Origin of the sequence: Pseudomonas sp. AL10, from assembly GCF_029960685.1 — a bacterium.
Classification (GTDB): domain Bacteria; phylum Pseudomonadota; class Gammaproteobacteria; order Pseudomonadales; family Pseudomonadaceae; genus Aquipseudomonas; species Aquipseudomonas lactis.
Map to the genome: position 1 here is coordinate 1 of NZ_JASBQZ010000020.1, position 21721 is coordinate 21721.

The window sequence follows — 21721 nt, forward strand, 5'->3', positions numbered from 1 at the left end:
TGTCAGAGCGGAACCCTAGGTGGCCGTTACCTAAATAACGGATATGTACCCGGTCTAACTGCGTTGACTGTTAGGCCGTCTTCGCAGGCAAGCCAGCTCCCACATTTGATTGTGTGTTACTTCAATGCGGCCATGATCGCTTCAGGGTTGTAGTCGCGAATCAACGTGCCGTTCACATCCACAAACGGAATCCCACCACCGCCCAGCGCCTCATACGCCTTGCGCGCCTGGGCATCCTTCTCGATATCGACGGCCTGGTACGGGATACCCTTCTGGTCCAGAAAACGCCGGATCTGCTTGCAGTACCCACACCATTCGGTGGCATAGAGCACCACCCGCGCAGAGGCGCGCACCTGCTCCGGGACCACCTGGGACGGGTTGAACAGACGCTCGACCTTGCCCCAGTTCTGGATCGCAACCACCACCAGCAACACCAGCAGGACTTTCTTGAGTACCCCGCCCAGCATCAGTTACGGCGCTTGAGCTGGTCGGTCAGTTGGGTCGGCAGGCCCTTGATGATCAAGGTGCCGGCGGCTTCGTCGTACTCGATCTTGTCGCCCAGCAGGTGCGCTTCAAAGCTGATGGACAGGCCCTCGGCGCGCCCGGTGAAGCGGCGGAACTGGTTGAGGGTGCGTTTGTCGGCCGGAATTTCCGGCGACAGGCCGTAATCCTTGTTGCGGATGTGGTCGTAGAAGGCTTTTGGCCGGTCTTCATCGATCAGGCCCGAGAGCTCTTCCAGGCCCATGGGTTCGCCGAGCTTCGCCTGGCTGCTGGCGTAGTCCACCAGGGTCTTGGTTTTCTCGCGGGCGGACTCGTCGGGCAGGTCTTCGCTTTCGACGAAGTCACTGAACGCCTTGAGCAGGGTGCGGGTTTCGCCCGGGCCATCCACGCCTTCCTGGCAGCCGATAAAGTCGCGGAAGTACTCCGAGACCTTCTTGCCGTTCTTGCCTTTGATGAAGGAGATGTACTGCTTGGACTGCTTGTTGTTCTGCCACTCGGAGACGTTGATACGCGCCGCCAGGTGCAACTGGCCCAGGTCCAGGTGGCGCGAGGGCGTCACGTCCAGCTCGTCGGTCACCGCCACGCCTTCGCTGTGGTGCAGCAGGGCGATGGCCAGGTAGTCGGTCATGCCTTGCTGGTAATGGGCAAACAGCACATGGCCGCCGGTGGAGAGGTTGGACTCCTCCATCAGCTTCTGCAGGTGCTCTACCGCCGTGCGGCTGAAGCTGGTGAAGTCCTGGCCACCGTCAAAGTAGTCCTTCAACCAGCCGCTGAACGGGTGCGCGCCGGACTCGGCATGGAAGAAACCCCAGGCCTTGCCTTGTTTGGCGTTGTAGCTCTCGTTGAGGTCGGCAAGCATGTTCTCGATGGCGGCGGACTCGGCCAGTTCCGTGTCGCGGGCGTGAAGAACTGCGGGTGTGCCGTCGGGTTTTTTGTCGATCAGGTGGACGATGCAATGACGGATCGGCATAGGCTTCTCGGCTGGTTGAAGGGGGAGCGGTTGGCCTCCCCGAAAAGTCGCCCAGTGTACCGCACCCATTGGTCAAGACGTGCCCCGAACGGCATTTTGCACGCCCTGTGACTGGCCATATGCCTTTTTTTCACGGTTTAGAGCGATAAAGCTGACCAAATGGGTATGTTGAGGCGGATATTTCCCCGTCTCTGTGCTAGTTTTGCCCCGTCTTACGCCAAGTCTCGGCGTTAAGCGTGCATTCAGCATTTGTCAGGTCGAACCAATCCCCGTTTCAAGCATCTATAACCCCGATCTCCGTGGTTATAGCCGGGGATGCCAGGCCATGACGGTCGGGCTCGACGGCTGACACTGCACTCTGCAATCCATATGAATTTGATAGGGAAGGAACACCACAATGGCTATTACTAAAGACCAACTGATCGCTGACCTGGCTGAAGCAGTAGACGCACCGAAAACTACCGTGCGTGCTCTGCTGGACCAACTGAGCCAAGTTGTTGCTGATCAGCTGGAAAATGGCGGCGAAATCACTCTGCCAGGCGTTGGCAAACTGAAAGTGACCGAGCGTCCTGCCCGTACTGGCCGTAACCCTTCGACTGGCGCTGCCATCGAAATCGCTGCCAAGAAAGTTATCAAGCTGGTTGTGGCTAAAGGCCTGACCGACGCTGTTAACAAGTAAGACGCAGCAAAAAAAACCGTGCTTCGGAGTGATCCGGGCACGGTTTTTTATTGCCTGCGATTTTATTGTGTGGCGGGCTTATCGAACCCAGCGCTGGCGCCAGATCTGCTGCTCGTTCTTGGTCTGGAACGTCCAGGCCACGAAGCGGCTCTGCTTTTGCCCCTGGGACATCTCCACCACCTGGCTTTCCAGCACGCCGGCTTTTTTCAGCGCCGTTTCGATCGCCGGCAAGTTGGAGGCTTTGGACACCAGGGTGCTGAACCACAGCACTTTATGCGCAAAGTGCGCGCTTTCGGCGATCAACTGCGTCACAAACCGCGCCTCGCCGCCCTCACACCACAGTTCGGCCGATTGACCACCGAAGTTGAGCACCGGCAATTTGCGTTTCGGGTCGGCCTTGCCCAAGGCGCGCCACTTGCGCTCGCTGCCTTTGGTGGCTTCGTCCATGGACGCATGGAAGGGCGGGTTGCACATCGTAAGGTCAAAGCGTTCACCCGGCTCCAGCAGGCCCAACAGAATTTGTTTGGGGTTGGGTTGCTGGCGCAACTGGATGACCTTGCTCAGGTCGTTGGATTGCACGATGGCCTTGGCGGCGCTCACGGCGATCGGGTCGACCTCCGAGCCGAGGAAGTTCCAGCGGTACTCCATATAGCCAATCAGTGGGTAGACGCAGTTGGCGCCCATGCCGACGTCCAGCACCTTGACGATCGAACCGCGGGGAATCTTGCCCTCGTTGACGCTGGCCAGCAGGTCGGCGAGGAAATGCACATAGTCGGCACGCCCCGGCACCGGCGGGCATAGATAGTCCGCCGGGATATCCCAATGTTGGATGCCATAGAACGACTTGAGCAACGCCCGGTTGAACACCCGCACCGCATCCGGGCTGGCGAAGTCGATGCTCTCTTTGCCGTAGGGATTGATGATCACGAATTTGGCCAGTTCAGGCGTGGTCTTGATCAGCGCCGGGAAGTCGTAACGGCCCGTGTGGCGGTTGCGTGGGTGCAGGGTGGCCTCTTTGCGCGGCGCGACGGGTTTGGCCGTGGCGGCGGTTTTAGGCTTCTTGCGCGGTGGTTTGGGCGTAGTGGGGGCGGTCATGATGATTCTGGTGTTGGCTCAATGTGGTGGGCATTGTCACACATTCCTGAACACAACTCGGTCAAATGTGGGAGCTGGCTTGCCTGCGATGCAGGCGACTGGGTGTATCAGGCAGACCGAGGTGATGCTATCGCAGGCAAGCCAGCTCCCACAGGGATAGGGTTCAGAGTCGGAAATGATGTCGTTTTGCTGGACAAAAAAAAGAGACCCGAAGGTCTCTTTTTTCACACGGCGCCAGCCTTACAGGCTGGAAATCCGCGCATGTTGCTCTGCCAGCTTGCCCAAGGCTTGTTCTGCCTCGGCCAACTTGGCGCGTTCTTTCTCGATCACTTCAGCCGGCGCCTTGTCGACGAACGCCGCGTTGGACAGCTTGCCGCCCACTCGTTGCACTTCGCCTTGCAGACGCGCAATTTCCTTGTCGAGGCGCGCAAGTTCCGCACCCTTGTCGATCAGTCCGGCCATTGGCACCAGCACTTCCATGTCGCCCACCAACGCAGTGGCGGACAGCGGTGCTTCGGCGCCTTCAGCCAATACGGTGATCGACTCCAGCTTGGCCAGCTTCTTGAGCAGTGCATCGTTCTCGCTGAGGCGACGCTGATCTTCGGCACTGGCGTTCTTGACGAACACGGCCAAAGGCTTGCCCGGCCCGATGTTCATCTCGGCGCGGATGTTGCGCGTGCCGAGCATCAGGGTCTTGAGCCATTCGATATCGCTTTCGGCGGCCTCATCGATGCGCGCTTCGTTGGCCACCGGCCAAGGTTGCAGCATGATGGTCTTGCCTTCGATACCGGCCAGCGGCGCCAGGCGCTGCCAGATTTCTTCGGTGATGAACGGCATGAACGGGTGCGCGAGGCGCAACGCCACTTCCAGCACGCGCACCAAGGTGCGACGGGTGCCGCGCTGGCGCTCGACCGGCGAGTTTTCGTCCCACAGCACCGGCTTGGACAGTTCCAGGTACCAGTCGCAATACTGGTTCCAGATGAACTCATACAGGGCCTGTGCGGCCAGGTCGAAACGGAACTGGTCGAGCTGGCGGGTCACTTCGGCTTCGGTGCGCTGCAGCTGCGAGATGATCCAGCGATCCGCCAGGCTCAACTCATAGGCTTCGCCGTTCTGGCCGCAGTCTTCGCCTTTGTCCAGCACGTAGCGCGCCGCATTCCAGATCTTGTTGCAGAAGTTGCGATAGCCTTCGACGCGGCCCATGTCGAACTTGATGTCGCGACCGGTGGAGGCCAGCGAGCAGAAGGTGAAGCGCAGGGCGTCGGTGCCGTAGCTGGCGATGCCGCCTTCGAACTCGTCGCGGGTCTGCTTCTCGATCTTTTTCGCCAGTTTCGGCTGCATCAGGCCCGAGGTGCGTTTCTGCACCAGGGTTTCCAGGTCGATGCCGTCGATGATATCCAGTGGGTCCAGGACGTTGCCCTTGGACTTGGACATCTTCTGGCCCTGGCCGTCGCGTACCAGGCCGTGTACGTACACGGTCTTGAACGGTACCTGTGGGGTGCCGTCTTCGTTCTTCACCAGGTGCATGGTGAGCATGATCATCCGGGCAACCCAGAAGAAAATGATGTCGAAGCCGGTGACCAGCACGTCGGTGGAGTGGAATTTCTTCAGGAACTCGGTCTGCTGCGGCCAGCCCAGGGTAGAGAAGGTCCACAGGCCTGAACTGAACCAGGTGTCCAGTACGTCGTTGTCCTGTTGCAGCGCGATGTCCGCGCCGAGGTTGTGCTTGGCGCGCACTTCGGCTTCGTCGCGGCCTACATAGACCTTGCCCGATTCGTCGTACCAGGCCGGAATACGGTGGCCCCACCACAGCTGACGGCTGATGCACCAGTCCTGGATGTCGCGCATCCACGAGAAGTACATGTTTTCGTACTGTTTAGGCACGAACTGGATGCGGCCATCTTCCACGGCGGCAATCGCAGGCTCGGCCAGCGGCTTGGTGGACACGTACCACTGGTCGGTCAGCCACGGCTCGATCACGGTGCCGGAGCGGTCGCCCTTGGGCACTTTGAGGCCGTGGTCGTCGACGCTGACCAGCAAACCGGCGGCGTCGAAGGCGGCAACGATCTGCTTGCGCGCTTCAAAACGGTCGAGGCCGGCATATTCGGCCGGGATCTTGCCGTCGATGCTGTCGTTGAGCGAGCCGTCCAGGTTGAACACCTGGCAGGCCGGCAATACGGCGGCATTTTTGTCGAAGATGTTCAGCAGCGGCAGGTTGTGGCGCTTGCCGACTTCATAGTCGTTGAAATCGTGGGCCGGGGTGATTTTCACGCAGCCGGTGCCGAATTCAGGGTCGCAATAGTCGTCCGCGATGATCGGGATACGGCGGCCAACCAACGGCAGTTCGACGAACTTGCCGATCAGCGCCTGGTAGCGCTCGTCGTTCGGGTTAACGGCGACGGCGGCATCGCCGAGCATGGTTTCCGGACGGGTGGTGGCAACGATCAGGTAATCGTTGCCCTCGGCGGTCTTGGCGCCATCGGCCAGCGGATACTTGAGGTTCCACAGGAAGCCTTTCTCGTCGTGGTTTTCCACTTCGAGATCGGAAATCGCCGTGTGCAACTTGGTGTCCCAGTTGACCAGGCGCTTGCCGCGGTAGATCAGGCCGTCTTCGTGCAGGCGTACGAAGGCTTCTTTTACGGCTTCGGACAGGCCGTCGTCCATGGTGAAGCGCTCGCGGCTCCAGTCTACGGACGAACCCAGGCGACGGATCTGACGGCTGATATTGCCGCCGGACTGGTCCTTCCATTCCCAGACTTTCTCCAGGAATTTCTCGCGACCCAGGTCGTGACGGTTCTGGCCGGTGGCTTCCAGTTGGCGTTCCACCAGCATCTGGGTGGCGATACCGGCGTGGTCGGTGCCCGGTTGCCACAGGGTGTCGCGACCCTGCATGCGGCGGAAGCGGATCAACGCATCCATGATCGCATTGTTGAAGCCATGGCCCATGTGCAGGCTGCCAGTGACGTTCGGTGGCGGAATCATGATGGTGTACGAGTCGCCCGCACCTTGTGGGGCGAAATAGTTCTCGGACTCCCAGGTGTTGTACCAGGAAGTTTCGATAGCGTGGGGCTGGTAGGTCTTATCCATGCGCGGCGGGACCCTAGTTGGCGTTTATTCAGGAAAGCCGGCAAGTATAACGGGGGATAGGGGCGAGGGCGAGGTGAAGACGGTTTAAGACCGATGCAGAATTAATGTGGGAGCTGGCTTGCCTGCGATGGCGGTGTTTCAGTCAGCATCTTCGGCGACTGATGCGCCGCCATCGCAGGCAAGCCAGCTCCCACAGGGGTGGGGGCACCTTCAGTTCTGGTATTGGCTGAGCAACCGCTCCATCCGCGCATCCATCCGACGCTTGATCTCCGCCTCGATATGCGGCGCAAAGTCATCGATCACATCCTGCATGATCAATTGCGCAGCGGCGCGCAGTTCGTTGTCCAGGTGCAGCAACAGCGCGTCCGGGGCTTTTTCGGCTGCTGGCGCTGGTTCTGCAACCACAGGTGCCGGCGCGGCAGGCTTGCCGCCGACCATGTCGAACAGCAGCGGGATCTGTACCTCGCCATCGGCCGTCTCGGTCAGCAGCGGCGGTTGCAGGTTGTCATCACCCAGCAACTGACGGATCGACTCCAGGTCATCCAGCAGGTGGTCGTCTTTTTTCAGCGGGTTTGGAGTGTCCATCATGTACTCAAAGTCGTTGTAGCCGGTGATCTTGCAGAGGATAGCCCTGTTCACGGTAGAAACGGAAACTCTCCCGCGCAGCCTGACGAATAGCCGGGTCTTCGACCACCACTTCCGCCACACGGGCGAACGCTTGGGCAAAGGCCGGTACTTTCAGGTCGAGGTTGACCAGCAAGTCATGGTGATCGCCGCAGTTGTCTCCCAAGCCCAGCACAACTAGGCTTTCAGGTTCGGATTCGGCGTGGCCGTGGGGCACGAAGCTTTCGCCCTTGAAGCGCCACAGACGGGCATCAAGTTCGTCACGTTGGGCGGCATCGCTGCAGTGCAGGTAGATGCGATGGCCCATACGCCAGGCTTTTTCGGTGAGTTTGCAGGCAAAGTCCAGGCGCGCGAGGGGATCGGCGCTGGGCAATATATAGAAGTCGACTTGGGGCATTGGAAATCCTGGGGCGGGCCTGACTACCCTCCTGTAGGAGCGAGCTTGCTGTGGCGAGCAAGCTTGCTTGCGCTGGGGTGCGGAGCGCCCCTGAAAAGCCGGGGACTGCTACGCAGTCAACGGGAGCAAGCTCCCTCGCCACAGCAAGCTCGCTCCTACAGAAGGGCCGGGGCCGCTTAAGCTTTGGCGCGATCCAGCAGGTATTGGGTCAACAGGGGCACCGGACGGCCAGTGGCGCCCTTGTCCTTGCCGCCGCTGGTCCAGGCGGTGCCGGCGATGTCCAGGTGCGCCCAGTTGAAGTTCTTGGCAAAGCGCGACAGGAAGCAGGCCGCGGTGATGGTGCCGGCTTTAGGGCCACCGATGTTGGCGATGTCGGCGAACGGGCTGTCGAGCTGTTCCTGGTACTCATCGAACAGCGGCAGTTGCCAGGCGCGGTCGTCGGCGGCCTTGCCGGCGCTGAGCAGTTGCTCAATCAGTTCGTCGTTGTTGCCCAGCAGGCCTGAGGTGTGGGAGCCCAGGGCCACGATGCAGGCACCGGTCAGAGTGGCGATGTCGATCACGGCCTGGGGCTTGAAGCGCTCGGCGTAGGTCAGGGCGTCGCACAGCACCAGGCGGCCTTCGGCGTCGGTGTTGAGGATCTCCACAGTCTGGCCGCTCATGGTGGTGACGATATCGCCCGGGCGCGCAGCACCGCCGCTCGGCATATTCTCGGCACAGGCCAAAATGCACACCAGGTTGATCGGCAGCTTGAGCTCAAGCACCGCACGCAGGGTGCCGAACACGCTGGCGGCGCCGCCCATGTCGTACTTCATCTCGTCCATGCCGGCACCCGGCTTGAGGCTGATGCCGCCGGTGTCGAAGGTGATGCCTTTACCTACCAGGGCGTAAGGCTTCTCGGACTTCTTGCCGCCGTTGTATTGCATCACGATCAGGCGTGGCGGCTGGTCGCTGCCCTGGCCCACGGCATAGAACGAGCCCATGCCCAGGTCCTTGATTTTCTTCTCGTCCAGCACTTCAACCTTCAAGCCCTTGAACTCTTTGCCCAGTGCCTTGGCCTGTTCGCCCAGGAATGTCGGGTGGCAGATGTTCGGCGGCAGGTTGCCCAGGTCGCGAGTGAACGACATGCCATTAGCGATGGCCTGGGCGTGGGTGACGGCGCGCTGGACTTCAGCCTGGGCAGCCTTGATGGTCAGCAGGGTGATTTTCTTCAGGGCGCGGGGTTCGGCTTTCTGGCTCTTGAACTGGTCGAAAATATAGCCGCCGTCCACCAGCGACTCGGCCAGCAGGCGGGTCTTGCCGTAGCTGTCGCGGCCCTTGACCACGATTTCATCGAGTGCCAGCACCGCATCGCTGCCGCCCAGGCCCTTGAGGGTGGTGAGGATGCCGCTGACGATCTTGCGAAACGGACGGTCGCCCAGTTCGGCATCCTTGCCCACGCCCACCAGCAAAACGCGCTCGGCCTTAAGGTTGGGCAGGCTCTGCAGCAGCAGGCTCTGGCCGACTTTGCCGGCCAGGTCGCCGCGCTTGAGCACGGCGCTGATAGCGCCGCCGCTCAGTTCGTCCAGTTGCTTGGCGGCGACGCCGAGTGTGCGGCCTTCGCCGACAGCGACCACGAGGGTGGCGGTTTTCAACGTTTCGGGGCTAACGCTTTTTACAACCAATTCCATTTTCGGGTCCCTTATCAAGGTCTGTGAGCCGGGAGCTTGTACTCCGGCTTTAAAGCTCGGCAGCGTTGTAAACCGCCAGCGACAAAGGCCGCAGTTTGAACCTCGCCAGCGGAGCCTGACAACCCTTGGCGCACGCTTTGTGCGTGCGCATGAGTAAGCTCCGTGACAGGCGCGGTCAATCACAGGATAATGCGCCATCTTTTTAGCCGGCCCGTGGTAAACGGGTCGACTCGGTATGCTTGCTTGTTTGGCCGCCTTAGCCTGACAACCCTGGAGTGTCTGGTTTGATTGTCTTCCGTTATCTGTCCCGCGAAGTCCTGTTGACCCTGAGTGCCGTGAGTGCGGTGTTGCTGGTCATCATCATGAGTGGTCGTTTCGTCAAGTTCCTGGCCCAAGCCGCCGCTGGCGCCCTGGATCCGGGCTCACTGTTCCTGATCATGGGCTACCGGATGCCCGGCATGCTCCAGTTGATCCTGCCGCTGGGACTGTTCCTCGGCATATTGCTGGCCTATGGCCGGCTGTACCTGGAAAGTGAGATGACTGTGCTGTCGGCCACCGGCATGAGCCAGCAGCGCCTGCTGGCCATGACCATGGTGCCTGCCGCCGGTGTTGCCCTGGTGGTGGCCTGGTTGAGCATGAGCCTGGCGCCCCAGGGGGCCATGCAATTCCAGTTGCTGCTGAACAAGCAGGATGCGATGACTGAGTTCGACACCCTTGAACCCGGTCGCTTCCAGGCGCTCAGCGACGGCTCGCGAGTGACCTACACCGAAACCATGACTGACGACCGCTCCAACCTGGGCGGCGTGTTCATTTCCCAGAAGAACCTCGGCCAGAACCAGAAAGACCGTGGCATTACCATTCTGGTGGCCGACAGCGGACGCCAGGAAATCCGCCCCGATGGCAACCGCTACCTGATCCTGGAAAACGGCTACCGCTACGACGGCAGCCCTGGCCTGGCGGACTATCGCGCCATCAAGTACGACACCTATGGCGTCATGCTGCCCAAGGCCGAGATCAGTGACGAGGTCACCGACCGCGACGCGCTGCCCACCTCATCGCTCTTCGGCAGCCCGGAATTGCGCTCCATCGCCGAGCTGCAATGGCGCCTTTCCCTGCCGTTGCTGGTATTTATCGTGACCCTGATGGCCGTGCCGCTGTCGCGCGTCAACCCGCGCCAGGGGCGCTTCCTCAAGTTGCTGCCGGCGATCCTGCTGTACATGGCCTACCTGACCATCCTGATTTCCGCCCGTGGTTCCCTGGAGAAGGGCAAGTTGCCGCCGGCACTGGGCCTGTGGTGGGTACACGGGGTTTTCCTGATGATCGGCCTGGGGCTGCTCTATTGGGAACCTATCCGTTTGAAAATGAAGAGCCGTCGTGGCCTGAAGGAGTTGGCTCGTGGCTAAGCTTGATCGCTACATCGGCATTAGCGTACTGATCGCCATCCTGGCGGTATTGGGCATCATTCTCGGCCTGGCCTTGCTGTTCGCCTTCATTGATGAAGTGGGCAACGTCACCGATACCTACACGGTCACGGACGTGCTGAGCTACGTGGCACTGACCGCGCCGCGTCGCCTCTACGACATGATGCCAATGGCCGCGCTGATTGGCTGCCTGATCGGCCTGGGCACCCTGGCCAGCAACAGCGAACTGACCATCATGCGCGCCGCCGGGGTTTCCATCGGCCGTATCGTCTGGGCGGTCATGAAGCCGATGCTGCTGCTGATGGCGTGCAGCGTGCTGATCGGTGAATACGTCGCGCCACCGGCCGAAGCCACCGCCCAGGCCAATCGCGCCCTGGCCCAGGGTTCGGGCGATGCGCAAAGCGCCAAGCACGGCCTGTGGCACCGCCAGGGTGATGAGTTCATCCACATCAACGCCGTGCAGCCGGGTGGCCTGTTGATCGGGGTAACCCGCTACACCTTCGACAAAGAACGGCACATGTTGTCGTCCAGCTTCGCCAAGCGCGCGCAGTACAGTGGCGAACAATGGCAACTGAGCGACGTCACCACCACGTACTTCCGTAACGTGGGCCAGGGCACCCAGTCCAGCACCGAAGTGGTCAATGTGCCGACTGAGCAGTGGGATATCGCCCTGAAGCCGGAATTGCTCAACACCGTGGTGATGGTACCGGAAGCGCTGCCTATCTCCGGTTTATGGAGCTATATCCACTATCTCAAGGAGCAGGGTTTGAACAATGGCCGCTACTGGCTGGCGTTCTGGGTGAAAGTCTTGCAACCGGTGGTTACCGCTGCGTTGGTGTTGATGGCGATCTCCTTCATTTTCGGGCCGTTGCGTTCCGTGACCCTGGGCCAGCGGGTATTTACCGGTGTGCTGGTGGGTTTCACCTTCCGCATCGCCCAGGACTTGCTGGGGCCGTCGAGCCTGGTATTCGGTTTTTCGCCGCTGTTTGCGGTACTGGTGCCAACAGCTATTTGTGCTGTGGCCGGGTTCTGGCTGCTGCGTCGGGCCGGTTGAAGCCGCTTGCATAATGCCCCTCCCTGTAGGAGCGAGCTTGCTCGCGAAAATCTACGAAACGCCGCGTTTATCCAGGATAAGCGCGTTATCGTTGGCGATTTTCGCGAGCATGCTCGCTCCTACAGTAATAAGCCCCGTGGAAACGGGGCTTTTTTGTATTGGTCAGCAAAGATGACGTCTGGCCTGAGCATCAGGTACAATTCCCGGCTATTTTTCAGCGGGCAATCTGCCTGCAGCCTTTTTGAGTGTTGATCCGTGAGTGATTTGAGTCATATCCGCAATTTCTCCATCATCGCCCACATTGACCATGGCAAGTCGACGCTGGCCGATCGATTTATCCAGATGTGCGGCGGCCTTGCCGAGCGTGAAATGGAAGCCCAGGTACTGGATTCCATGGACCTCGAACGCGAGCGCGGGATCACCATCAAGGCCCACAGCGTCACGCTGTACTACAAGGCCAAAGACGGCATCACTTACCAACTGAACTTCATTGACACCCCAGGCCACGTTGACTTCACCTACGAAGTCAGCCGTTCGCTGGCGGCCTGTGAAGGTGCGTTGCTGGTGGTCGATGCCGGCCAGGGCGTCGAGGCGCAGTCGGTTGCCAACTGCTACACCGCGATCGAGCAGGGCCTGGAAGTCATGCCCGTGCTCAACAAGATCGACCTGCCCCAGGCCGAGCCTGAGCGCGTCAAGGAAGAGATCGAGAAGATCATCGGCATCGACGCTACCGACGCCGTCACCTGCAGCGCCAAGACCGGCCTGGGTGTCGACGAAGTGCTCGAACGCCTGGTGCACACCATTCCCGCGCCGACCGGCAACTACGAAGATCCGCTGCAAGCGTTGATCATCGACTCCTGGTTCGACAACTACCTGGGCGTTGTTTCCCTGGTACGCGTGCGCCATGGCCGTGTGAAGAAGGGCGACAAGATCCTGGTCAAGTCCACCGGCAAGATCCACCTGGTGGACAGCGTCGGTGTATTCAACCCCAAGCACACTGCCACCGTTGATCTGAAAGCCGGTGAAGTAGGCTTCATCATCGCCGGTATCAAGGACATTCACGGTGCGCCAGTGGGTGATACCCTGACCCTGAGCTCCACGCCAGACGTCGACGTGCTGCCCGGCTTCAAGCGCATCCAGCCACAGGTCTACGCCGGCCTGTTCCCGGTCAGCTCCGATGACTTCGAAGATTTCCGCGAAGCCCTGCAAAAACTGACCCTCAACGACTCGTCGTTGCAGTACACCCCGGAAAGCTCCGACGCCCTGGGCTTCGGTTTCCGTTGCGGGTTCCTGGGCATGCTGCACATGGAGATCATCCAGGAGCGCCTTGAGCGCGAATACGACCTGGACCTGATCACCACCGCACCCACCGTTATTTTCGAGTTGCTGCTCAAAACCGGTGAAACGATTTACGTCGACAACCCCTCCAAGCTCCCGGACCTGTCGGCCATTGAAGACATGCGCGAGCCGATCGTGCGGGCCAATATCCTGGTACCGCAGGAACACTTGGGCAACGTCATTACCCTGTGCATCGAAAAGCGTGGCGTGCAGCGCGACATGCTGTTTCTCGGTACCCAGGTACAAGTGACCTACGATATGCCGATGAACGAAGTGGTCCTGGACTTCTTCGACCGTCTCAAGTCCACCAGTCGCGGCTATGCTTCGCTGGACTACCATTTCGATCGTTACCAATCGGCTAATCTGGTGAAACTGGATGTGCTGATCAACGGCGACAAGGTAGATGCCTTGGCACTGATCGTGCACAAGGACAACGCGCACTACAAAGGTCGCCAACTGACCGAGAAGATGAAAGAACTGATTCCGCGCCAGATGTTCGACGTCGCGATCCAGGCCGCCATTGGCGGGCAGATCATTGCACGGACCTCCGTCAAGGCTCTCAGAAAGAACGTACTGGCCAAATGCTACGGCGGTGACGTAAGCCGTAAGCGCAAGCTGCTTGAGAAGCAAAAGGCCGGTAAAAAACGCATGAAGCAAGTAGGCAACGTGGAAGTTCCACAAGAAGCCTTCCTTGCGGTGCTCAGGTTGGATAGTTAGGTCCTATGTCACTAAATTTCCCGCTGTTGCTGGTCATTGCCGTTGCCGTCTGTGGTCTCCTGGCGTTGCTCGATCTGGTGTTCTTCGCCCCGCGACGTCGGGCGGCCATCGCTTCCTATCAGGGTAGCGTCAGCCAGCCCGATGCGGTGGTGGTCGAAAAGCTGAACAAAGAGCCCTTGCTGGTTGAGTACGGCAAGTCGTTCTTTCCGGTGTTGTTCATCGTGCTGGTGCTGCGCTCGTTTCTGGTAGAGCCGTTCCAGATCCCTTCGGGGTCGATGAAACCGACCCTGGACGTGGGCGACTTCATCCTGGTGAACAAGTTTTCCTACGGCATTCGTCTGCCGGTGATCGACAAGAAAGTCATCCCCGTGGGTGACCCGCAGCGCGGCGATGTGATGGTGTTCCGCTACCCAAGCGACCCGAACGTCAACTACATCAAGCGTGTGGTCGGCCTGCCGGGCGACGTGGTGCGCTACACCAGTGACAAGCGCCTGTTCATCAACGGTGAGTCGGTGGCCGAGAAGCTGCTGGGCGCCGAGCCGAACACCCTGGGCAGCGCCGAGCTGTACCAGGAAAAACTCGGCGCGGTGGAGCACCAAATCCGCAAGGAAATGAGCCGCTACCGTGCGATGCCGGATGGCCAGTGGAAAGTGCCTGCCGGGCACTACTTCATGATGGGCGACAACCGCGACAACTCCAACGACAGCCGCTACTGGGATGACCCCAACATTCCCAAAGACCTGCTGGGCATGGTGCCCGACGAGAACATTGTCGGCAAAGCCTTCGCGGTCTGGATGAGTTGGCCGGAACCCAAGCTCAGCCACCTGCCGAACTTCTCGCGGGTCGGGCTGATCAAGTAATACAAGCGGCGCTGTGAACACAGCGCCGAATGCTTTTCTGGGGCTTGGACATTTTCCGATGCCCGGTACCCATCAGGATTTGAATTTGAACACTGCGTCAATCGTCGATGGCCGCCGGTGCCATCAACTAGATATGGATAAACCGTGACCGTTTCTCTAAGTCGTCTCGAGCGTCAGCTCGGCTACACCTTCAAGGACCAGGAATTGATGGTCCTTGCCCTCACACACCGCAGCTTTGCAGGGCGCAATAACGAGCGCCTGGAATTCCTCGGTGACGCTATCCTCAATTTCGCCGCCGGCGAGGCGCTGTTCGAGCGTTTCCCCCAAGCGCGAGAAGGCCAGCTTTCACGCCTGCGCGCACGCCTTGTAAAAGGCGAGACCCTGGCCGTGCTGGCCCGAGGCTTCGGCCTGGGCGAGTACCTGCGGCTGGGTTCCGGCGAGTTGAAAAGCGGCGGTTTCCGTCGCGAGTCAATCCTGGCTGATGCCCTGGAAGCCTTGATCGGTGCGATCTACCTTGATGCAGGCATGGAGACGGCCAAGGAGCGCGTGGTCGCCTGGCTGGCCTCGGAAATCGAAAGCCTGACGCTGGTCGATACCAACAAGGATCCCAAGACCCGCCTGCAAGAGTACTTGCAGTCCCGCGGTTGCGAACTGCCACGCTACGAAGTGGTGGATATCCAGGGCGAGCCCCATTGCCGGGTGTTCTTCGTGGAATGTGAAATCACCTTATTGAACGAAAAAAGCCGAGGTCAGGGTGTGAGCCGTCGTATTGCCGAACAGGTAGCGGCCGCTGCAGCACTGATTGCCCTGGGCGTGGAGAATGGCCATGACTGATTCAACCGCAACACGCTGTGGCTATGTTGCCATCGTCGGCCGCCCGAACGTGGGCAAGTCCACGCTGCTCAACCACATTCTCGGCCAGAAGCTCGCGATCACCTCGCGCAAGCCCCAGACCACCCGCCACAACATGCTGGGCATCAAGACCGAAGGCCACGTGCAAGCGGTGTATGTCGATACCCCAGGTATGCACAAAGGTGGCGAGAAAGCCCTGAACCGCTACATGAACAAGACCGCCTCGGCCGCGTTGAAAGACGTCGACGTGGTGATCTTTGTAGTCGACCGCACCAAGTGGACCGACGAAGACCAGATGGTCCTCGAGCGTGTGCAATACGTGACCGGCCCGTTGATCGTCGCGCTGAACAAGACCGACCGTATCGAAGACAAAGCCGAGCTGATGCCACACCTGAGCTGGCTGCAGGAGCAACTGCCGAACGCCCAGATCATCCCGATCTCGGCCCAGCACGGTCATAACCTGGAAGCCCTGGAGCGCGTGATCGCCGAGCACCTGCCGGAGAACGAGCACTTCTTCCCGGAAGACCAGATCACCGACCGCAGCAGCCGCTTCCTCGCCGCCGAACTGGTCCGCGAGAAAATCATGCGCCAGATGGGCGCCGAGCTGCCGTACCAGATCACCGTCGAAATCGAAGAGTTCAAGCAGCAGGGCAAGACCTTGCATATCCATGCGCTGATCCTCGTCGAACGTGACGGCCAGAAGAAAATCATCATTGGCGACAAGGGCGAGCGTATCAAGCGTATCGGTACCGAAGCGCGCAAGGACATGGAGCTGCTGTTCGACTCCAAGATCATGCTCAACCTGTGGGTGAAGGTTAAGGGTGGCTGGTCCGATGATGAGCGTGCGTTGCGCTCCCTGGGCTATGGCGACCTGTAACGGGTCTCGAACACACTGCAAAACCTTGTGGGAGCGGGCTTGCCCGCGATGAGGATGTAACATTCAGCAGAGATGTTGACTGTGACGCCGCCATCGCGGTCAAGCCCGCTCCCACATTGGATCGACGCTGTTTCACGTTCTGCGAGAGAGCCTCATGTCCGCCTCCCCCCCCAGCCAACCCGCCTACGTCCTGCACAGCCGCGCCTACCGCGAAACCAGCGCGCTGGTGGACTTCCTCACGCCCCAAGGCCGCCTGCGCGCCGTCTTGCGCAGCGCGCGCGGTAAGGCGGGCACGTTGGCGCGGCCGTTCGTGGCGCTGGACGTGGAGTTTCGCGGCAAGGGCGAGCTGAAAAACGTCGGCCGCCTGGAAAGCGTCGGCACCTCGGCCTGGCTGAATGGCGATGCGCTGTTCAGCGGCCTTTACCTCAATGAACTGCTGATTCGCCTGTTGCCCGCCGAAGACCCGCACCCCGCGGTCTTCGATCACTACGCTGCCACCTTGCTTGCCCTCGCTGAGGGCCGCCCCCTGGAACCGCTGCTACGCGCCTTCGAATGGCGCTTGCTCGACGACCTTGGCTACGGCTTCGAACTGGCCAACGACCTGCACGGCGAGCCCATCGCCGCCGATGGCATGTATCGCCTGCAGGTCGATGCCGGGCTTGAACGTGTGTACCTGCTGCAGCCCGGCCTGTTTCAGGGCACCGAACTGCTGGCCATGAGCGAAGCCGACTGGCACGCTCCCGGTGCGCTGTCTGCTGCCAAGCGCCTGATGCGCCAGGCCCTGGCCGTGCATCTGGGCGGGCGGCCACTGGTCAGTCGCGAGTTGTTTCGAAAGCCCTGACATCCCCGTGTATGCTGTGCACCGATTCTTTCCCTTTTCAGGAGCGCTTCCGTGACCACCAGCAATCGCATTCTTCTTGGCGTCAACATCGACCACGTCGCCACCCTGCGCCAGGCCCGGGGCACCCGTTACCCTGACCCGGTCAAGGCCGCGCTGGACGCCGAAGAAGCGGGTGCCGACGGCATCACCGTGCACCTGCGCGAAGACCGCCGCCACATCCAGGAGCGCGACGTGCTGCTGCTCAAGGACGTGCTGCAAACCCGCATGAACTTCGAAATGGGCGTCACTGAAGAAATGATGGCGTTCGCCGAGCGCATCCGCCCGGCGCATATCTGCCTGGTACCGGAAACCCGCCAGGAGTTGACCACCGAAGGCGGCCTCGACGTCGCGGGCCAGGAAGCGCGGATCAAGGCCGCGGTGGAGCGCCTGTCGCGGATCGGCAGTGAAGTCTCGCTGTTTATCGACGCCGACGAACGCCAGATCGAAGCCTCCCGCCGTGTGGGTGCGCCGGCCATCGAACTGCACACCGGTCGCTACGCCGATGCCACCACGCCGACCGAAGTGGCCGACGAACTGCAACGCATCATCGACGGCGTGAACTGCGGGCTCAACGAAGGCTTGATCGTCAATGCCGGCCATGGCTTGCATTACCACAACGTCGAGGCCGTGGCCGCAATCAAAGGTATCAACGAGCTGAACATCGGCCATGCCCTGGTGGCCCACGCGTTGTTCGTCGGTTTCAAAGGCGCGGTGGCCGAGATGAAAGCCCTGATCCTGGCCGCTGCCAAACATTAATAAACAATGAAGATCAATGTGGGAGCTGGCTTGCCTGCGATAGCGGAGTGTCAGTTGACGCATTCGTAGCAGGCCCACCGCGATCGCAGGCAAGCCAGCTCCCACAGGATGAGCCGTCGTGTTTTTGGCATGCGGCAATGCGAAGCCTTACTGTTTAGCCGACGCAGGTGTATCGTATCAGCCCTTTGCGGGCCCTTGGCCTGCGGCAGATACGCGAGGTTGTTGTGTCCCGATCCTTTTCCCGTCGACAAATCCTGGGTGGTCTTGCTGGCCTGGCCGTAGTAGGCGTCGGTGCCGGCGGTGGCTACCGCTACTGGCTGGGGAAAGTCGCTGAGTCCGAGGCCGGGCACGATTACGAGTTGATCGCCGCGCCCCTGGACGTAGAGTTGGTGCCGGGGCACAAGACTCAGGCCTGGGCGTTCGGCCCTTCGGCGCCAGGCACCGAGTTGCGGGTGCGCCAGGGCGAATGGCTGCGGGTGCGCTTTATCAATCATCTGCCAGTCGCCACTACGATCCACTGGCACGGCATCCGCCTGCCGCTGGAAATGGACGGCGTGCCCTACGTCTCGCAATTACCGGTGCTGCCTGGCGAATACTTCGACTACAAATTCCGCGTGCCCGATGCCGGCAGTTACTGGTATCACCCCCATGTCAGCAGCAGCGAAGAACTCGGCCGTGGCCTGGTCGGCCCGTTGATCGTGGAAGAGCGCGAACCCACCGGCTTCAAGTACGAACGCACCTTGAGCCTGAAGAACTGGCACATCGACGAAGAGGGCGAGTTTGTCGAATTCAGCATCCCCCGTGAAGCAGCGCGTGGCGGCACGGCCGGGCGCCTCTCCACCATCAACGGCGTGCCCCAGGCGGTGATCGAGCTGCCGGCTGGGCAAATCACCCGCGTGCGCCTGCTCAACCTCGATAACACCCTGACTTATCGTCTCAATATTCCTGGCGTCGAAGCGCAGATCTACGCCCTGGACGGCAACCCCATCGAGCCGCGCCCGCTGGGCAAGGAATATTGGCTGGGCCCGGGCATGCGCATTTGCCTGGCGATCAAGGCGCCGCCGGCGGGCGAAGAGCTGTCGCTGCGCAACGGCCCGGTGCGCCTTGGCACCTTCCGCTCGGTCGCCAATACCGACGCGCCTACCGCGTGGCCACCGGCATTGCCGGCCAACCCGGTTGCCGAGCCAGACTTGGCCAATGCCGAGAAGCTCAACTTTAATTTCGAATGGGTCGGCTCGGTGTCGGTCAATGTCGAAAACGGCAAGCCGCCAAGCCTGTGGCAGATCAACGGCCAGGCCTGGGACATCACCGACAAGACCTGCGCCGACCGCCCGATTGCCAAGCTGGAAAAGGGCAAGAGCTACATTTTCGAATTGAAGAACATGACCCAGTACCAGCACCCGATCCACCTGCACGGCATGAGCTTCAAGGTGCTCGCGTCCAACCGCCACAAGGTGATCCCGTATTTCACCGACACCTACCTGCTGGGCAAGAACGAACGCGCCCGCGTGGCCTTGGTGGCGGATAACCCCGGGGTGTGGATGTTCCATTGCCATGTGATCGACCACATGGAAACCGGCCTGATGGCCGCCATCGAGGTGGCGTGATGCGCCAGATTCGCCCCGCCGCGATTATCGACCGCAGCCGCGACCAGGACTTTATGCGCGAAGCCCTGGCGCTCGCCGCTCAAGGCGCTGCATTGGGCGAAGTGCCGGTGGGTGCCGTGCTGGTGCAGGACGGTGAAATCATCGGCCGCGGGTTCAACTGCCCCATCAGCGGCAACGACCCCAGCGCCCATGCCGAAATGGTCGCGATCCGCGCCGCTGCGCAAGCGATCAGCAACTATCGGCTGGTGGGCAGCACGCTGTACGTGACGCTGGAACCGTGCAGCATGTGCGCGGGGTTGATCGTGCATTCGCGGATTGCGCGGGTGGTGTATGGCGCGCTGGAGCCGAAGGCGGGCATCGTGCAAAGCCAGGGGCAGTTTTTTACCCAGGGTTTTCTTAACCATCGGGTGTTGTTTGAAGGCGGGGTATTGGCCGAGGAGTGTGGGGCTGTCTTGAGCGAGTTCTTCAAAGCCCGACGAGCTAAACCGTGATGATCGTTCCCACGCTCTGCGTGGGAACGCAGCACAGGACGCTCTGCGTCCCAAAGCGTGACGCAGAGCGTCACAAGAGGCATTCCCACGCAGAGCGTGGGAACGATCATAGTGGTGTTATTTGCGAGCGATGATCACCGCCCGCATCGGCGCCGGCAGCCCTTCAATGGTCTTGCTGTGATCCTCAGGATCCAGAAAATCACTCAGCGACTGATACTTCATCCACTGCGTCCCACGCTGTTCCTCAACCGTGGTCACGCTCACATCCACGCACCGCACATCACTGAAACCGGCCCGGCGCAGCCATAGCATCAACGCCGGCACCGACGGCAGGAACCACACGTTGCGCATCTGGGCGTAACGGTCTTCCGGCACCAGTACTTGCTGTTGATCGCCTTCCACCACCAATGTTTCCAACACCAGCTCGCCGCCCTTGACCAGGGTGTCTTTCAACGCCAGCAAATGCTCGATGGGCGAGCGGCGGTGGTAGAACACGCCCATGGAAAATACGGTGTCAAAGCCTTCCAGGTTCGCCGGCAAGTCTTCGAACGGGAACGGCAGGTGCCAGGCCTTGGGCTCGGACAAGTAGCGCTGCACTGCCTGGAACTGGCAGAAGAACAGCCAGTTGGGGTCCACGCCAATCACGCTGTCGGCCCCGGCGCCGAGCATGCGCCACATGTAGTAGCCGTTGCCGCAACCCACGTCGAGGATGCGCTTGCCTTGGAGGTTCAGGTGCGGCGCGACCCGCGACCACTTCCAGTCCGAACGCCACTCGGTGTCCACATGCACGCCGAACAGATGGAACGGGCCTTTGCGCCAAGGGCTCAGGCCCATCAAGGCGGTGTGCATTTGCTCGCGGGTGGCGTCGTTGCAATCTGTGTCCAGCACCAGGCCGTTGAGCAGGTCGACTTCACTGGGCTGGATCTTCGGCAGTGCATCCAACGCACTCTGCCAGCGCTCCAGGTCGCCGTGGCCTTTTTCCATCTTGCTATCGAGCTGCGCTTGCAGGCCCTGGGCCCAGACGGCCAGGGGGGTGCCGACCAAGTGGCGGGCGAGGGGGGACAAATCAATCATGGCAAGGCAATCAACGAGGCAAAGTTAAGACACTGGAACCACGGCACGACTTTCGAGAACCCGGCCGCCAGCAGGCGTTCGCGGTGTTCTTCGAGGCTGTCGGGCTTCATGACGTTTTCGATGGCGCTGCGCTTCTGGGCGATTTCCAGTTCGCTGTAGCCGTTGGCGCGTTTGAAGGCGATATGCAGGTCGGTCAGCAGCGCGTGCTCTTCAACATCGTTAAAGCGCAGCTTTTCCGAGAGGATCAACGCCCCGCCCGGCAGCAGCGCCTGGCGAATGCGCCCCAGCAACGCCAGGCGCTCCTTTGGGGCGATAAATTGCAGGGTGAAGTTCAGGGCCACCACCGAGGCGGGCTTGAATTGCAGGGCGAGGATATCGCCCTCGATCACCTCCACGGGCAGCAACTCCTGGAACATCGAGTCCTGGCCATTGAGGTATTCGCGGCAGCGCTCGACCATCGCGGCGGAGTTATCCACGGCGATCACCCGGCAACCCTCGGTGCGTACATGGCGACGCAGGGCTTGGGTCACGGCGCCCAGGGAAGAGCCCAGGTCATACAGCACGCTACCCGGTTGGGCAAATTGCGCGGCCAGCACGCCGAGGTTTTCGACGATAGTGGGGTAACCCGGCACCGAGCGCTTGATCATGTCCGGGAACACCCGCACCACATCCTCGTTAAAGGCGAAGTCCGGCACCTGGGGCAGGGGCTGGGCGAATAGGCGATCGGGTTCTTTGCTCACGGCTGTTCCGGCGACGATGGGGGAAAGGCCGGCA

At 60.8% G+C, this 21721-nt stretch carries 20 protein-coding genes; 11 read left to right on the forward strand and 9 right to left on the reverse strand.

Features of this window, described 5'->3' with window-relative positions; genetic code table 11:
- Positions 1-116 precede the first annotated feature (116 nt).
- Positions 117-467, reverse strand: coding sequence for a glutaredoxin family protein (locus QK296_RS18285; protein WP_003188836.1), 351 nt, complete (start codon positions 465-467; stop codon positions 117-119).
- Positions 467-1471, reverse strand: coding sequence for a nucleoid-associated protein YejK (gene yejK, locus QK296_RS18290; RefSeq protein ID WP_003188837.1), 1005 nt, complete (start codon positions 1469-1471; stop codon positions 467-469). The genes QK296_RS18285 and yejK overlap by 1 nt, the downstream gene beginning before the upstream one ends.
- Positions 1472-1868: 397 nt before the next feature.
- Here yejK and QK296_RS18295 point away from each other — a divergent pair, with 397 nt between their 5' ends.
- A complete protein-coding gene (locus QK296_RS18295; RefSeq protein WP_003188840.1) occupies positions 1869-2150 on the forward strand; it encodes an HU family DNA-binding protein in 282 nt (93 codons plus the stop codon).
- A 78-nt stretch (positions 2151-2228) separates the two neighbouring features.
- On the opposite strand, the gene rlmF is transcribed toward QK296_RS18295, so the two are convergent.
- From rlmF to QK296_RS18320, 5 genes are all read right to left on the reverse strand, one after another.
- Complete coding sequence (rlmF, locus tag QK296_RS18300; RefSeq protein ID WP_003188841.1) at positions 2229-3245, reverse strand: 23S rRNA (adenine(1618)-N(6))-methyltransferase RlmF; 1017 nt, start codon at positions 3243-3245, stop codon at positions 2229-2231.
- Between the two features lie 240 nt (positions 3246-3485).
- The gene (locus QK296_RS18305) at positions 3486-6332 is read right to left on the reverse strand and encodes a valine--tRNA ligase (RefSeq protein WP_003188842.1); all 2847 of its coding nucleotides are present in this window, start codon (positions 6330-6332) and stop codon (positions 3486-3488) included.
- A 210-nt stretch (positions 6333-6542) separates the two neighbouring features.
- Complete coding sequence (locus QK296_RS18310) at positions 6543-6917, reverse strand: hypothetical protein (protein ID WP_003188844.1); 375 nt, start codon at positions 6915-6917, stop codon at positions 6543-6545.
- 7 nt (positions 6918-6924) lie between these two features.
- A complete protein-coding gene (locus QK296_RS18315; protein ID WP_014717072.1) occupies positions 6925-7353 on the reverse strand; it encodes a DNA polymerase III subunit chi in 429 nt (142 codons plus the stop codon).
- A gap of 176 nt (positions 7354-7529) precedes the next feature.
- Positions 7530-9020, reverse strand: a complete 1491-nt coding sequence (locus QK296_RS18320; RefSeq protein WP_034128658.1) for a leucyl aminopeptidase — start codon at positions 9018-9020, stop codon at positions 7530-7532.
- A gap of 284 nt (positions 9021-9304) precedes the next feature.
- Here QK296_RS18320 and lptF point away from each other — a divergent pair, with 284 nt between their 5' ends.
- From lptF to tadA, 10 genes are all read left to right on the forward strand, one after another.
- Complete coding sequence (lptF, locus tag QK296_RS18325; RefSeq protein WP_003188848.1) at positions 9305-10423, forward strand: LPS export ABC transporter permease LptF; 1119 nt, start codon at positions 9305-9307, stop codon at positions 10421-10423.
- Positions 10416-11495 (forward strand): LPS export ABC transporter permease LptG, encoded by a 1080-nt coding sequence (gene lptG, locus QK296_RS18330; RefSeq protein WP_282391152.1) that lies wholly within the window; start codon positions 10416-10418, stop codon positions 11493-11495. Before lptF ends, lptG begins: the two co-directional genes overlap by 8 nt.
- A gap of 255 nt (positions 11496-11750) precedes the next feature.
- Complete coding sequence (gene lepA, locus QK296_RS18335) at positions 11751-13550, forward strand: translation elongation factor 4 (protein WP_003188853.1); 1800 nt, start codon at positions 11751-11753, stop codon at positions 13548-13550.
- 5 nt (positions 13551-13555) lie between these two features.
- Complete coding sequence (gene lepB / locus QK296_RS18340) at positions 13556-14410, forward strand: signal peptidase I (protein ID WP_003188855.1); 855 nt, start codon at positions 13556-13558, stop codon at positions 14408-14410.
- Between the two features lie 144 nt (positions 14411-14554).
- Entirely contained in the window at positions 14555-15244 is a 690-nt protein-coding gene (gene rnc, locus QK296_RS18345; RefSeq protein ID WP_003188856.1) for a ribonuclease III, read from the forward strand.
- Positions 15237-16139, forward strand: a complete 903-nt coding sequence (gene era, locus QK296_RS18350; protein WP_003188857.1) for a GTPase Era — start codon at positions 15237-15239, stop codon at positions 16137-16139. Before rnc ends, era begins: the two co-directional genes overlap by 8 nt.
- A gap of 154 nt (positions 16140-16293) precedes the next feature.
- On the forward strand, positions 16294-16980 hold the full coding sequence (gene recO, locus QK296_RS18355) for a DNA repair protein RecO (protein ID WP_003188859.1): 687 nt from the start codon (positions 16294-16296) through the stop codon (positions 16978-16980).
- A gap of 51 nt (positions 16981-17031) precedes the next feature.
- Positions 17032-17775, forward strand: coding sequence for a pyridoxine 5'-phosphate synthase (pdxJ, locus tag QK296_RS18360; RefSeq protein WP_003188860.1), 744 nt, complete (start codon positions 17032-17034; stop codon positions 17773-17775).
- Between the two features lie 224 nt (positions 17776-17999).
- On the forward strand, positions 18000-19382 hold the full coding sequence (locus tag QK296_RS18365; RefSeq protein WP_003188861.1) for a multicopper oxidase family protein: 1383 nt from the start codon (positions 18000-18002) through the stop codon (positions 19380-19382).
- On the forward strand, positions 19382-19873 hold the full coding sequence (gene tadA, locus QK296_RS18370; RefSeq protein WP_003188863.1) for a tRNA adenosine(34) deaminase TadA: 492 nt from the start codon (positions 19382-19384) through the stop codon (positions 19871-19873). Before QK296_RS18365 ends, tadA begins: the two co-directional genes overlap by 1 nt.
- Positions 19874-19990: 117 nt before the next feature.
- Here tadA and cmoB read toward each other — a convergent pair whose 3' ends face one another.
- Positions 19991-20947 carry a tRNA 5-methoxyuridine(34)/uridine 5-oxyacetic acid(34) synthase CmoB gene (gene cmoB / locus QK296_RS18375; RefSeq protein WP_282391153.1) on the reverse strand — a complete coding sequence of 319 codons (957 nt, stop codon included), beginning with the start codon at positions 20945-20947 and terminating at the stop codon, positions 19991-19993.
- The gene (cmoA, locus tag QK296_RS18380) at positions 20944-21687 is read right to left on the reverse strand and encodes a carboxy-S-adenosyl-L-methionine synthase CmoA (RefSeq protein ID WP_057710993.1); all 744 of its coding nucleotides are present in this window, start codon (positions 21685-21687) and stop codon (positions 20944-20946) included. The genes cmoB and cmoA overlap by 4 nt, the downstream gene beginning before the upstream one ends.
- Positions 21688-21721 lie beyond the last annotated feature (34 nt).

Bases quoted from the DNA above. Each gene is read 5' to 3' on its own strand.
- tadA (WP_003188863.1), top strand. From the start codon at position 19,382: ATGCGCCAGATTCGCCCCGCCGCGATTATCGACCGCAGCCGCGACCAG.
- yejK (WP_003188837.1), bottom strand. From the start codon at position 1,471: ATGCCGATCCGTCATTGCATCGTCCACCTGATCGACAAAAAACCCGAC.
- lepB (WP_003188855.1), top strand. From the start codon at position 13,556: ATGTCACTAAATTTCCCGCTGTTGCTGGTCATTGCCGTTGCCGTCTGT.
- QK296_RS18305 (WP_003188842.1), bottom strand. From the start codon at position 6,332: ATGGATAAGACCTACCAGCCCCACGCTATCGAAACTTCCTGGTACAAC.
- cmoB (WP_282391153.1), bottom strand. From the start codon at position 20,947: ATGATTGATTTGTCCCCCCTCGCCCGCCACTTGGTCGGCACCCCCCTG.
- recO (WP_003188859.1), top strand. From the start codon at position 16,294: ATGTCCGCCTCCCCCCCCAGCCAACCCGCCTACGTCCTGCACAGCCGC.
- QK296_RS18315 (WP_014717072.1), bottom strand. From the start codon at position 7,353: ATGCCCCAAGTCGACTTCTATATATTGCCCAGCGCCGATCCCCTCGCG.
- QK296_RS18295 (WP_003188840.1), top strand. From the start codon at position 1,869: ATGGCTATTACTAAAGACCAACTGATCGCTGACCTGGCTGAAGCAGTA.
- QK296_RS18310 (WP_003188844.1), bottom strand. From the start codon at position 6,917: ATGGACACTCCAAACCCGCTGAAAAAAGACGACCACCTGCTGGATGAC.
- QK296_RS18320 (WP_034128658.1), bottom strand. From the start codon at position 9,020: ATGGAATTGGTTGTAAAAAGCGTTAGCCCCGAAACGTTGAAAACCGCC.
- rlmF (WP_003188841.1), bottom strand. From the start codon at position 3,245: ATGACCGCCCCCACTACGCCCAAACCACCGCGCAAGAAGCCTAAAACC.
- QK296_RS18285 (WP_003188836.1), bottom strand. From the start codon at position 467: ATGCTGGGCGGGGTACTCAAGAAAGTCCTGCTGGTGTTGCTGGTGGTG.
- era (WP_003188857.1), top strand. From the start codon at position 15,237: ATGACTGATTCAACCGCAACACGCTGTGGCTATGTTGCCATCGTCGGC.